This is a genomic window from Flaviflexus ciconiae, assembly GCF_003971195.1.
GTDB classification, from domain to species: domain Bacteria; phylum Actinomycetota; class Actinomycetes; order Actinomycetales; family Actinomycetaceae; genus Flaviflexus; species Flaviflexus ciconiae.
In genome coordinates this window covers 1,723,019-1,735,830 of the sequence record NZ_CP034593.1, presented here as the reverse complement: position 1 = coordinate 1,735,830, position 12,812 = coordinate 1,723,019, and the positions used below count along the sequence as shown (strand labels likewise).

Annotated in this window: 10 protein-coding genes; 6 read left to right on the top strand and 4 right to left on the bottom strand. The window is 60.1% G+C overall.

Annotated features, from left to right (window positions below):
• Positions 1-56: 56 nt before the first annotated feature.
• The 4 genes from panC to EJ997_RS07610 all read left to right on the top strand — a co-directional run bounded on the left by panC (position 57) and on the right by EJ997_RS07610 (position 2,587).
• Positions 57-887, top strand: coding sequence for a pantoate--beta-alanine ligase (gene panC, locus EJ997_RS07625; protein WP_228201425.1), 831 nt, complete (start codon positions 57-59; stop codon positions 885-887).
• Positions 880-1,353: an aspartate 1-decarboxylase gene (gene panD, locus EJ997_RS07620; RefSeq protein WP_206501604.1), complete on the top strand. Its 474-nt coding sequence runs from the start codon at positions 880-882 to the stop codon at positions 1,351-1,353. The genes panC and panD overlap by 8 nt, the downstream gene beginning before the upstream one ends.
• Before the next feature lie 626 nt (positions 1,354-1,979).
• Complete coding sequence (locus EJ997_RS07615; protein WP_126704024.1) at positions 1,980-2,201, top strand: hypothetical protein; 222 nt, start codon at positions 1,980-1,982, stop codon at positions 2,199-2,201.
• Positions 2,202-2,359: 158 nt separating this feature from the next.
• The gene (locus EJ997_RS07610) at positions 2,360-2,587 is read left to right on the top strand and encodes a hypothetical protein (protein ID WP_126704023.1); all 228 of its coding nucleotides are present in this window, start codon (positions 2,360-2,362) and stop codon (positions 2,585-2,587) included.
• A gap of 202 nt (positions 2,588-2,789) precedes the next feature.
• Here EJ997_RS07610 and EJ997_RS07605 read toward each other — a convergent pair whose 3' ends face one another.
• The 3 genes from EJ997_RS07605 to glpA are packed head-to-tail and all read right to left on the bottom strand — an operon-like array spanning position 2,790 to position 6,900.
• The gene (locus tag EJ997_RS07605; RefSeq protein ID WP_126704022.1) at positions 2,790-4,082 is read right to left on the bottom strand and encodes an anaerobic glycerol-3-phosphate dehydrogenase subunit C; all 1,293 of its coding nucleotides are present in this window, start codon (positions 4,080-4,082) and stop codon (positions 2,790-2,792) included.
• Positions 4,079-5,329, bottom strand: coding sequence for a glycerol-3-phosphate dehydrogenase subunit GlpB (glpB, locus tag EJ997_RS07600; protein ID WP_126704021.1), 1,251 nt, complete (start codon positions 5,327-5,329; stop codon positions 4,079-4,081). Before glpB ends, EJ997_RS07605 begins: the two co-directional genes overlap by 4 nt.
• Positions 5,326-6,900, bottom strand: a complete 1,575-nt coding sequence (gene glpA, locus EJ997_RS07595; protein WP_126704020.1) for an anaerobic glycerol-3-phosphate dehydrogenase subunit GlpA — start codon at positions 6,898-6,900, stop codon at positions 5,326-5,328. The genes glpB and glpA overlap by 4 nt, the downstream gene beginning before the upstream one ends.
• A gap of 872 nt (positions 6,901-7,772) precedes the next feature.
• Between glpA and lysS the strand changes: the two genes are divergently transcribed.
• Positions 7,773-9,251, top strand: a complete 1,479-nt coding sequence (gene lysS, locus EJ997_RS07590; RefSeq protein ID WP_126704996.1) for a lysine--tRNA ligase — start codon at positions 7,773-7,775, stop codon at positions 9,249-9,251.
• Positions 9,252-9,556: 305 nt separating this feature from the next.
• On the opposite strand, the gene EJ997_RS07585 is transcribed toward lysS, so the two are convergent.
• Positions 9,557-11,425, bottom strand: coding sequence for a KUP/HAK/KT family potassium transporter (locus tag EJ997_RS07585; protein WP_126704019.1), 1,869 nt, complete (start codon positions 11,423-11,425; stop codon positions 9,557-9,559).
• Positions 11,426-11,644: 219 nt separating this feature from the next.
• On the opposite strand from EJ997_RS07585, the gene EJ997_RS07580 reads away from it, so the two are divergent.
• Positions 11,645-12,685: a zinc-binding dehydrogenase gene (locus tag EJ997_RS07580; protein WP_126704018.1), complete on the top strand. Its 1,041-nt coding sequence runs from the start codon at positions 11,645-11,647 to the stop codon at positions 12,683-12,685.
• Positions 12,686-12,812 lie beyond the last annotated feature (127 nt).

Genomic DNA, 12,812 nt, shown 5'->3' with positions numbered 1-12,812 from the left:
ACCCGTTGGACCATGGGGGATGAGACTGCGTGGTCGAGGGGCGTAGGCTTAAGCCCGTGACTAATGTTGTTTCTACAAAAAAGGAACTGATCGAGGCTCTTCCCCTCACGGGAAGCGTTGGCCTGGTCATGACCATGGGGGCGTTGCATGCGGGACACCGACAACTCGTTGATGCTGCCCGGAAGGAAAATGAGACCGTTGTGGTCTCGATCTACGTGAACCCGCTCCAGTTCGCACCCGGCGAGGATTTCGATACGTACCCGAGGAACCTGGCGCAGGACCTCGAACTTCTCGGAGACGTCGATATTGTTTTTGCTCCCACAGATGAGGAAATGTACCCGCGTGAACCGCTCGTTCGCGTGAACCCGGGTGAGGTTGCCACCCGCTTTGAAGGCAAGACCCGCCCGACGCATTTTGCCGGAGTTCTTCAGGTCGTTGCGAAGGTGCTTAACCTTGTTCGCCCGGACCGGGCCTACTTTGGTCAGAAGGATGCTCAGCAACTTGCCCTCGTTCGCACGATGGTGGCGGACCTGGATATGCGTACCAACATCGTCGCCGTCCCGATCGTCCGCGAAGAATCGGGCCTCGCACTATCATCTCGCAATGCCTATTTGAGCACTGAGGAGCGCAACCTTGCCCTTGCCCTCGTAGGATCGCTACGCGCAGCACGCGAAGCGGCCGCGGCAGGAGCCAGCCCCGAGGAGACCGAGAAGGTCCTCTCCGAAGCGCTGGAGGCCGCCGAAGGTGTTGCCGTTGACTACGCCACGATTGTCAATCCGGACACCTTCCAACGAGTATCCTCTAACGCGAAGCAGGGCCTGGGTATCGTCGCGGCGCGAGTAGGACCAACCAGGCTCATCGACAACATGGAGGTAACCTTTGGCTAAGCGGATGCGCCGGATGATGACCGGTAAGATTCACCGCGCCACGATCACGGGTGCGGATCTCCACTACGTCGGATCGGTGACGGTCGACGCAGACCTCTTGGACGCGGCCGACATCCTGCCCGGCGAGGCCGTCGACATTGTGGACGTCACTAACGGTGCTCGTCTCACAACCTACACGATCCCCGCTGAGCGGGGGAGCGGCGAACTGCAGATCAACGGTGCGGCCGCCCACCTCGTCCACAAGGGCGACATCGTCATCCTCATTGCCTACGGCGAGCTGGATGATGTTCATGCCCGCACCTACACGCCGCACGTCGTCTTCGTCGACGAAAATAACGCCATTATCGAGACCTCGGACGAGCCCGGCCAGGTCCCGGACAACGCGACCGGCCTCGTCTCTTCCGGCCAGCCCTTTGCGGACTACCGCTCTGGATACAACAGCTCCGAGAGCGAAACTACCAAGTAACCGCCCCGGCAAGCCTTAAGAATACTCCTGTGCCCGCACCGATCCGGTGCGGGCACAGCGCCTGCAACCTGCAAAGGCGAGTCCGCACCATGCGCCGGAAATTAAGAATTCTCGAGCAGCGACGAAATTCTTGAGCCTTAAGACGAGAACCCGCAATCGGTCGATCCTTGCCACTGAGCGGCAGATCGGGGAACCTCCAAGCCCTTGGAAGGCGCGTGGAAGGAGGCATGCTGTTTCAGGGAAATGCCCGGCCTTGCGTTGACCATTTCTTTGACAAAAGCGAGGGTGAATATCTTGCAAAGCTTGCCAGTGGGAGTCTTTTGGCTTGAGGTCAACAAAACCGGATAAGCGGTCACTAATTCGAAACGTAAAGACTCTGTACGATATTCATTAAGTATATTTGTTAGGACAAATAGCAGAGTCTATTTAGCGCTGAATTCTGCGGATAATTTGATATCGAGATATGAAAAATATATGCAAGACACTGAAAGGGCTCTTGCACTCCTTACAAATGTGTCTTATGCTTGAAGTGTTCCAACAAGGAACCGGTCCAAACGGGCCGAGCACACGGATGTGCAGAGCAACCATCCGTAGCTCTGCACCGAATTTGAAAAGGATCAAAAATTATGTCGAGCATCATCGAAGCAAACGCCTACGCCCAGTCTTTCGAAGCATCTGACGCCACCATCACCAACTCCTCGGCCCTGGTTGCTTTCCTGGTTGTCATGACCATCGCTGCTCTCGCAGGTGTTGTTTTCACCGCTCCGATCGTGACGATCGCCGCCGGCCTCATCACCGCTGTTGCAGTCCCCGCTATCGCACTCTCTGCGATCGATAGCGACAACTAAGCAGTAGTTGCTACGGCCCACGAGGCACACCAGCGCACAGCGAATTTCGCAGAGCGTAGGGCCTCCCCGATAAGAGGGAATGGTGTGCGGAATAAAAAGGTCCGTCGAGCCTATCGACAAAAACACGAAGACCGCCTGTCCATGTGAAGGAGTACGCCATGTCGACCCTGACCCTGAACGGATACGCGCCGACTGAGTCCGCGTACCGGAAGCCCGTTCGCCGCATCGCAGCGCTGCCTGCACTCATCGCCACCATGGTTCTTATGCTCGTGGTCGCTTTTGTCGGCGTCGCACTGTCGAATCCGCTTCTGACAAGCCTTGCCGGTCTGTGCACCGTGCTGACAGTCTTTACCGCAGTCTTCACACTTCCGTACGAGAGCGAATAGCCCGTACCCGAGGCCAAGAGCGACGGCTACAGCCTCCCCATAAACGTTAGCGAGGGCCCCACGAGGGCCCTCGCTCTTTTGGGTCTCCACGGTCGAGATAGTCTTGCGGCGCCGTAGAAAGCGCCGCAAGAGATAACTATTTAGTTTGCAGTGTCAGATCATCAGCATGGATTGGTGAGCGGATGCTCTGCTCACGATCTGCTCAGTGCTTGGTGTTCGGATCGTAGAGATCGCTGGACAGGCCAAGGGCGTGGTGGATGAGGTTGACCGGGTGGACAACCTTCGCGCCGGAGCCCTTGCGGATCTGCCAGCGGCAGGTCTCTGTCTCGCAGACAGCAAGCCGAGGGCTCCAGTCCTTGATCTTGTCGAACAGGGGCTGGCCAACGAGCTGAGCGATGTCGTACTTCTCGGCCTTGAGGCCGTAGGTGCCTGCAATGCCGCAGCAGTTCTCGCCCGATTCCTTAATTGTGAGTCCCGGGATCAGCTCGAGAAGAGTGACCGACGGGGTGCCCATGCCCTGCGACTTCACCTGGCACGGCTGGTGGTAGGTGACCGTGTCGTTGATGTCGCGGAAGTCCTTCGGGTCGAGGTGACCGAGCTCAACCTGTTCGAGGAGGAACTCGGAGGTTTCGCGCATGCGGGTGGCGACGTCGAGAAGGGCAGGGTCCTCCACGCCCATGATCTCGTGTGCCTCGTGCTTGAGCATGCCCGCACAGGAACCGGAGGAGGAGATGATCTGCAGGTCGCGGCCGGCAGACCGGAGCTGGTTCGACAGCTTCACGACGGCCTTCTTCGCCTGGTCGAACAGACCGTTGGACTGCTGGGCAAGGCCGCAGCACCCCTGCTTGGGAACGATGACTTCGTAACCGATCTTCTCCAAGACCTCAACGGTGCGCTTCGAGGTCTCAACCTCGAAGTAGCCGCCGGCGCAACCGTGGAAGAAGACAACGGGTCCCAGCGGGGCGTTTGTGTTCTTCGGGCGCTTCTTCCACCAGCCCATGAAGGACTGCGAGGTAGCCACCGGCATCGGGGCCTCGCGGTGAATTTTGATCGTCTTCTCAACGGCGACGCGGATGGGCTTCTGTCCGAGAGCCCAGTTGGCAATCGGAGCGAAGGGGGTCATGACCGTGCCCATGAGGTTCGTCTGGGTGATGAGCTTGTCCCTCAGCGGCATCTTGCCCGGCTCGGCCTTCATGACGGCGCGTGCCTGACCGTTCAGCTCGGCAATGTTTACGCCCTGCGGGCACACGTAGGTGCAGATGCCGCAGGAGGAACAGTAGTCGAGCGAGTCGTCGACGGGACTGCCGTGACGGTAGCGCTCCGCCTGTGGGCCTACGTACTTCGGTCCGGGGAACAGGTCGGTCACCCGTGCCACGGGGCACTGGGTTTCACAGATTGTGCACTTCACACAGTGGTCGAGGGAAGCTCTGGCAACCTGATCGGCGGCGAACTGCAGCGGGCTGTCGTGGGTGCTTGCCAATGCGTCGATGCTCATGAATTACCTCCAAGGATTGCTTCGGTAGCGGCATATGCGGAACCAACCGCGACGCCTTCACCGTTCTTCTCGGTCCAGCGGATCGAACCGGCGAGAATGCCACCGGCAGCGTACAGGTTGTCGTAAACGGGCTGACCGGACGCGTCCAGCACCCTCATATCTTCCCCAACCTTGACGCCCACGCGGAACATCGGCTGCGGGTCACCCCAGTACTGACCGTGGGTGGGTTCGGGAATTTCGGTGCCAACGAGCGGAAGACCGAAGATCGTCTCGGACATGACGCCGTAGGAGTCCAGTTCGAGAGAACCGGATTCGAAGCCGCCTGTGCACAGTACAACGTTGTCGGCCTTGATCACCATGTCGTGGCCGGTCGAGGCAACGGTGACGGAAACGACCCGACCGTTCTCTTCCGTGCCGGAAACGACGGGGGAGCCAAGGATGATCTTGACGCGTAGCTCCTTGGCCAGGTCGGTCAGGTGCTCGTTGAGCCTCATGCCGGGAACCCCCGGGGGCGGAAGCGGGATCTCAAAAATCGGTGCGCCGATCAGGTCCTGCAGGTCCCTCCACGCGTTCCGGTCACGCAGGCCCAGCATTGCGGGCAAGCCAACCGTCTCGCCTTCCTTCACGAGGGGCTTGATCTGGGCCGCGAATTCCTTGCGGTACTCGGGACGGTCAAGGGCCCGTGCGTAGTTGAGGCCAGAGGAATCCGCCTCGGTGCCGCGCGCCGGGATCGAGAACGAGCCGGGGCGGGCTTGGACCCTGCCGCCACCCGGAAGATCCGTGCGGGCCAGGTTGCCGGCAATGAGCTGCGGATAGAAGTCCTTAAGCTGGCGGGGGCCCGCGATCAGGAACTTCGAGTCGGCGGTGATGACGCCGTTGGCCATCGACGGCTGAATGTAGGCGGTGGGGCGCATGGCGCCGACCGCGGTGGGCAGCAGGACGTTCTTCTCCGGATCGCCCTCAACCAGGCCGTCTAGCAGGCCTGCCGTGTACTCGAGGCCCTTGCGGACGTTGTCCGAGCCGATGGCGGCGTAGGGGTGAGTGGGGTCGGAGGCCGCTACCTTATCGACTTCGGCGATGGGGTTGTCGACGCGGTCCGGGCTGTACCCGAAGACGTCGAGGGTACCCTGGCCGAGCTGGAGGCCGCCAATGCCCTTGGTTACGAGCGTGACGTCCTGTCCCGCCTGCCGGAGGCGGATTGCGGTGACAAGTCCGGTGATACCGGCACCGATGACGACGGTTTTCATACGTGAGCCTCCTCGGCCTCGGGCAGGTGATCCATGTCGAGCGTGCCCTGGAAAATCCAATTATCAAGAGCGGTCTGGCGGACCTGGTCCCCGTAGAGGATTGGCCACAGGCCAATCCACCTGTTCTTCAGGAACTTGCGGAGGAGCGCGGTGACGCGCTCGGTGTCGGCCTTGCCGGTCTCCTGCATGATTCCCGCCGCGCGGATCGAGCAGAATCCGCCCTGGCAGGGTCCCATGCCGAGTCGGAGCTGGCGGCGCAGGTCGTCGAAGGAAGCGGTGGGCTGCTCCTCGATGAGGTCCTCAAGCTGCCTGCGGCTCATGAGCTCGCATTCGCAGACGATCTGCTCCTTCCGGAGGTTCTTCTCGGCCTCCTCGAGCCGGTGGGTGACGTGGTAGGTCTTGAGATCCTTCGATCCCGGTACCGCCTCGGTCTCGGTTGTGCACGGACGATCATCGCCGAGCTGGTCAACCATGACGTCAACGATGTTCTTCGCCATGAGACGGTAGGTCGTGAGCTTACCGCCAGCAATGGTGAGCATGCCGTTGAGGCCGTCGCGATGCTGGTGGTCGATGATCGACATGCCGCGGGACATGTGGCGCGTGTCGTCGGCGGAGACGCGGTTGTCCTTGACGAGCGGGCGAGCGCCCGACCAGGCGTGCAGGGCACGGGAGTTGCGGAAGCCCGGGATAAGGACTTCGCCGGCGTCCAGCATCTGCTGCACCTCGTTGCGGGGGATCGCCAGGTTGTCGGGATCCTCGACCTTAACGTCGGTTGTGCCGATAATGCAGACCGTGTGAACGGGAACAAGGATGTCGCCGTCCGAGGGGTAGATGCAGCGGTTCACAACCTGATTGACGAGGCGGTGGTTCATGGCGATCATGATGCCGCGGCCCGGAACGACGTTGACCTCGGGGCATTCCGCCATGTCCGCAATCTGGCCAGCCCAGGGGCCGCCCGCGTTAATGACGAAGTTGCAGGTGATCTCGATGTCTTCGCCGGTCTTGTGGTCGATGGCCCGAACGGCACGTACCTGATCGCCCTCGCGAACGATGTCGGTGACCTCGTGGTAGGTGAAGATCTGTGCGCCATACTCCTCGGCGGACTTTGCGGCTCCCCACACCATTTGCCAGCCGTCGACCGTGCCGTCTTCAACGGCAAAAGCCCGCTTGATTCCGGGGTTGAGTCGTGGCTCGCGGCGCAGGGCCTCGGCAACGGAGATCTCCTCGTGGGGAACTCCGGTCTCCTGCGCTCCCTTCAGCCAAGCATCGCCAAAGTCGAGCGGATCATCCGGGCCGATAACGAAGAGTCCGCCGGTGGTCTCCACCGCATCGGCATTGATGCGAGTGACGATTGCGTTCTCTTCCGCGCACTCGGTCGCCGAGTGCGGGTCGGACACGACGTAGCGTCCGCCCGAGTGGAGGAGGCCGTGGTAGCGGCCCGTGGTGCCCTGTCCCAGGTCCGCGCGATCCACGAGGATCGTGCGGTACCCGCGCATCGCTACGTCACGGACAACACCCGCTCCCGTAGCGCCGCCGCCGATAACGACGACATCCGTTTCCATCTTTTTCATGTGTGGGCTCCCTCAACGAAAATTCAGAGTGCCAATGGTGAACAACAACATTGGGTGCCAATGGTGAACATCCTCATTGGTGACGTTTCCAGAGTACCGATCGGAACACAGAAAAATGGGACTTATGGGTTCCACGATTCCGACGTGCAAGAAATTTCCGAGCATTCGCAACGAGGTGCAGAAAACCGCGCCATTCCGCCGATTTACGCAAGTCTAATGGTTCGATATTCGACGATTCTGATGCTTGAGTGGGTCAACGACTTAGACCTTACAAATGCATGGGGTCGGCTGGAAGTAAACATGGGAAGCATCTGCCGTTAGGCCAGGGTAAAAGATGTTTGGACTGATCGAGGCGGTGACGGCGAGCACGTGCGTGGAGGAGGGGACGGAGACTTTCTCGGTCGAGGCGGCTGAAATTGAGCGGGTTGGTGCTGGCATTGTAGGACGCACCGGGGAGCGTGGCTGGGCTTGCGTAAAAACCAATTGCGCCGATGACGGGAGCGGTGACTGCCCAGTATGGGCGGATTGGCCGGGCGCGGAAAATCGCTGAATGCTATCGGGAAATAGCGGAGTCCTTGTAGAGAATTGACCTATTGCCTATGCGTGAGTGGCAGGTTCTTGACGGTGGGGACCGCGTTGCTTTACGGAACTGACGTCCTTCTGGGGCGCTTGCGGATGTTCTCCTGATGAGAAGTCCGCGTGCAGGTGGAGGTGTGGCTTGGTGGTGGCCATAGATAATCGGATGCATTGGGCGTGGAATGGGGCTGATGGCGAGCAGTCGCACACCTTCTTGCGGTTCATTCCTGCGACTCCGCTTGTAGAATGGCGTGGTGACTGAGAACGAGCAGATTGAATCAACATCGTCGGAGCAGATGGCGATCCGTGCAGCCAAGCGCGAGAAGATGATCGCCGCGGGCATTGAGCCGTACCCGGCCGAACTTCCCGTGACCGCCACAATCGCCGGTGTCCGCGAGGAGCACGAGGGTCTGGAACCCGGTACCGAGCTTGAGGACACGGTTGTCGGCATTGCGGGCCGTGTCATGCTGATGCGGACCTCCGGCAAGCTGTTCTTTGCGACCCTTCAGGACGGGCCCGGCAACCGGATCCAGGTCATGCTGTCGCAGAAGATCGTTGGCGAGGACGAGATGGCCCGCTTCAAGGCCGATGTTGATATGGGCGACCACATCTTCATTCAGGGCCACGTTGGCACATCCCGCCGCGGTGAGCTCTCGATCTTTGCTCACGAGTGGAAGATGGCATCGAAGGCACTCCGCCCCCTTCCGAAGACATACACGAAGGAAGACGGCGAAGAAGCTGGCCTCTCCGAGGAGAACCGCGTCCGCATGAGGCACCTTGACCTCATCATGCGTCCGGCTGCCCGCGAGATGATCCGGGTGCGCGCCAATGTCATGAAGTCGCTCCGTTCGACCTTCGATAATCGCGGTTATGTCGAGATCGAAACCCCGACTCTGCAGCCGATCCACGGCGGTGCGGCCGCTCGTCCATTCACCACCCACATTAACGCGTACGACGAGGACCTGTACCTGAGGATCGCAACCGAGCTCTACCTCAAGCGTGCCGTCGTCGGCGGCATCGACAAGGTCTTTGAGATCGGCAAGAACTTCCGCAACGAGGGTGCAGATTCAACGCACTCGCCCGAGTTCACGGCCCTCGAGGTCTACCAGTCTTACGGCACGTACGACACGATGGCCGAACTGACCCGCGCCCTTATCCAGAACGCGGCGATGGATTCCCTTGGAACGACCCTCGTCACCCTTGCCGACGGCACCGAGTATGACCTCGGTGGCGAATGGACTGAGCTCGACCTCTACGAGTCGCTCTCCGAGGCGCTCGGCCAGGAAGTCACCGTCCAGACCTCACGCGATGAGCTTGAGAAGATCGCTGATCAGCACGACATTGGTGTTGCTCCCTACGCCGTTGCGGGGAAGATTGCCGAGGACCTGTGGGAGGAGCTCGTTGGCGACAAGCTGTGGGCGCCCACGTTTGTCCGGGACTTCCCGGAAGACACCTCCCCGCTCACCCGCCCGCACCGCACCAAGCCCGGCGTGACGGAAAAGTGGGATCTCTACATCCGTGGCGTCGAGACGGGAACCGCCTACTCCGAGCTTGCCGACCCGGTTATTCAGCGCGAGCGCCTCGTTGCCCAGTCGCTGGCCGCAGCCGATGGCGACCCGGAGGCCATGCAACTCGATGAAGACTTCATCCAGGCCATGGAACAGGGCTTCCCGCCCGCGGGCGGCATGGGCATGGGAATCGACCGTCTCCTCCAGGCCATCACCGGCCTCGGAATCCGTGAGACAATCGCCTTCCCGTACGTCAGGCGCCGCTAAGCTTTCAACCGGTAGGGATGACGAGGGAACGGATGCTGCTGTGGTGGCAACGGTGTACCACGTACTCCAATCGCCTGTGGTAACACGTGCAATAACAATTGCCTAACTCAGTGGTGGAACGCGCCCGGGGGCTACGTCGATGACTCGGCCGGTCCCCGGGGCTTCTCTTTTGGATGCTGATACTGCCGATAGTGGGTCTTTATCGACAGGGCGCATGCAGTGCCAGTTTGGTAAGCCCTCCGGGAGCTTCGGATTTGCTGGGCGATAACACGACTGCTGTGTCGTCGAGGCCTGCCTCGTTGGACTTACATCCTGGCATTGAGGCCGATGACGAGTGAACGGTCTGCCGGGAGCCTGAATCGGCTAGTTGGGCGGGACGAGATCCGGTAAAGGGTCAAGAAAAGGGCTCTCTGCCATCTTGGCAGGACCCCTGGATTTTCCGGTGGGAAGTGCGCTTCGGTCGTGATGTACAAGGGATTCTTGATCTGCGACATGAGACCCTGGGCGACGGCTTCCTCGAGGGCGGCCGGAATGTTGATGTCGTCCTTGAACCCGAACCTGATCGTCACGTTCTCGTAGCGCAATGGGTACATGGTTCGGAAGGTTGAATGTACCGTGTACCTCTTCATGACGTGGACGTGAGGCACCGGCATCGTCACTATCGAAACCGCGATGATCCTGTCGTGGATGGCACCGAATGCCATTGCTGATAACAGAAGTGCCGACGGTGTCGTGCGGTGATCGACATGATGGTAGATGGCGGTGCCGGGGACGACCGTCAGGCCCGGAGTCCTGAGGAAATGGTCCCGATCATCAATGAACTGTTGATGTTGGGTGCTGAGCAGAGACCGGCCCTTGCGCCACGTCACCATGACGGCACACATAGCAACCGAGATTGTCAGAGGGATCCATCCGCCCGACACGATCTTGGTGAGGCCAGAGACGAAAAAGATGGTCTCCGCGGCGCCAACCGTCATGATGAAAGAGACGACTTGGACCCGGTTCCAGCGTCTTACTGCTCTCATGTAGGCGACAAGAAGGACTGAAGTGAGAAGAAATGTTGATGTGACCGCTAATCCGTAGGCGCCCGCGAGGGCGGTCGACGACTGGAAGAACACGATCAGGGCAATGACGCCAATGCAGAGCAGAGCATTAACTGGTGGAAGGTAGATCTGCCCGCGCGCACGTGCGGACGTTTGGACGGCACGGACGTAAGGCAGGCAGCCCAGGCGTTCTGCCTGACGGGTGAGGGAGAATACGCCGGAGATGACCGACTGGGAGGCTACAACAGCAGCGCACGCAGCAAGCAGGCCAAGTGGGAGCGTTGACCACGACGGCCCCATCGCAAAGAACGGATTGTCGCTCACTGTGGGGTTGGCCAAAAGGAAAGCTCCCTGCCCCAGGTAGTTAATCGCGAGACAGGGGAATGCGATCGCGAACCATGCAACCCTGATCGGGTTGGGGCCAAAGTGCCCCATGTCTGCGTAAAGGGCCTCGGCTCCGGTGACAACAAGGACGATGGTGCCAAGAGCAATGAAAGCGGCGAGCGGATAATTGAAGATGAACAGCAGGCCGGTATGGGGGAGAAGCGCTAAAAGAACACCGGGGTGGGTAGCTATCTGGGGCAGGCCCAGGAGTGCCAGAACAAGGAACCAGACAAGCATCGTCGGGCCAAATAGCGCCCCAACCTTCCCGGTCCCAAAATGCTGAACGGAGAAGAGGCCAAGAACGATAAGGATGGAAAACGGAACGGCCCAGGACTCAAGGGACGGGCTGACCCCAGCGAGACCCTCGGTTGCTGACATGACTGAAATAGCTGGGGTAATAAGGCCATCGCCGTAGAACAGGCCCGCACCGACAATCCCCGCAACGATCGCAAATTTGGGAACCCACTGCTTCACCGACCTCATGACAAGAGCAGATAGCGCCATGATTCCGCCGTCACCATCATTGTCGACCGATAGGAGAACAATGATGTACTTGATCGAGACGACCGTTAAGAGAGCCCATATGACGAGGGAGATAATCCCCGTAATCGCCTCCGTAGAGCGAGGGATAAGGGCATGCGAAAACAGCGCATGCATGGCGTAAAGCGGGGATGTCCCGATATCCCCAAAGACAATACCGAGAGCACTGATTGCGAGGAGTGAATCCACCCGCAATACATTTTTCATGAACGGAAATATACGCCTGTCGGGGTCATCGCAACAGTGTCTAAGGGCTCGCCCCGACAGCACGTACGCGGTCCAATCTCAGCGCTTACCTGGGCGAGACCTTGCGGGCGCCCTCGATCACCCGCCGCCGCGGCACTACGTCGAAAACGTGAGGCGAGGAATCGCGCGTAACCGGGTACGGTTAAGGTACTTAATCGACGCGGATTACAAGGAGATTCCATGCGCGCTGCAGTACTTGTCGGGCCCGGTCAGCTCGAGATGAGGGACGTTCCCACGCCAAAGGCGGGACCCGGTGAACTGGTCCTCAAGGTCGCAGCTAACACCGTCTGCGGAACCGACGGAAGGATCCTCCGCGGAGAAAAGACCGCGGGCGTACGCCCCGGTGTCATCATGGGCCACGAATTCTCCGGCTACGTCCACGAGATCGGCGCCGGCGTCGAAGGCTTCGACGAGGGACAGCTCGTTGGCGTCATGCCAACCGTGCCCTGCCTGCGCTGCTACTACTGCGAAAACCACCTTGAGCACATGTGTGTCGACGCTAAGCTCTTCGGCTACTGGATCGACGGTGGCCTAGCCGAATATGTCCTCGTCAACGACGCTGCAATCCAGCGCGGTGCCATCGTTCCCGCACTCCCCGGTAGCAACCCGGCCGAGATTGCGCTCGCGGAGCCCCTCGGATGTGTGCTGAACGGTGTGGATAACTACCAGGTGCACATTGGTGACTCCGTCCTTATCGTTGGCGCGGGCCCGATTGGTCTGTTGCACACGATAGTGGCGAAGCAGAAGGGTGCCTCGCAGATCATTGTTGTTAACCGTTCACCGGAGCGCCTCGAGATCGCCAAGCAGGTTGGCGCCACCCACACCGCACTCACCGGTGATGTGAATGTGCCGGAGTTCGTCAAGGACCTCACCGGCGGCCTCGGCGCCAATGTTGCGGTTCAGTGCATCGGCGCCCTCGACCTCTTCCAGACCGCCCTCCTGTCCGTCCGCAATGGCGGACGTGTCAACGCATTTGCTGGCTTCCCGAAGGGGCAGATGGCGAGCATCGATCCGAACCTCATCCACTACAACGAGCTCACCGTCACCGGTGGCTCGAACATGGGGCGGAACAACTACCGCAAGGCCGTCCAGCTTATCGGCGACGGCACAATCAACGTTGGTGCTTTGCTCACCGAGCCATTCAAGCTTGAGGATGCTGCCGCAGCTATCGAACACGTCAGCGCAGGCAAGGGCATCAAGACAGCAGTTGTGCCCAGCTAGGTGGAGCAGGCCGTCGATACTGGACGGCCGTATCTATTAGGCGGTGCTCGATTCAGTCACGAATCCAGAAATCGCCTGCGGTCATAGCGTGAAGAAGGGGATCGGTAGATCGCAACCGATCCCCTTC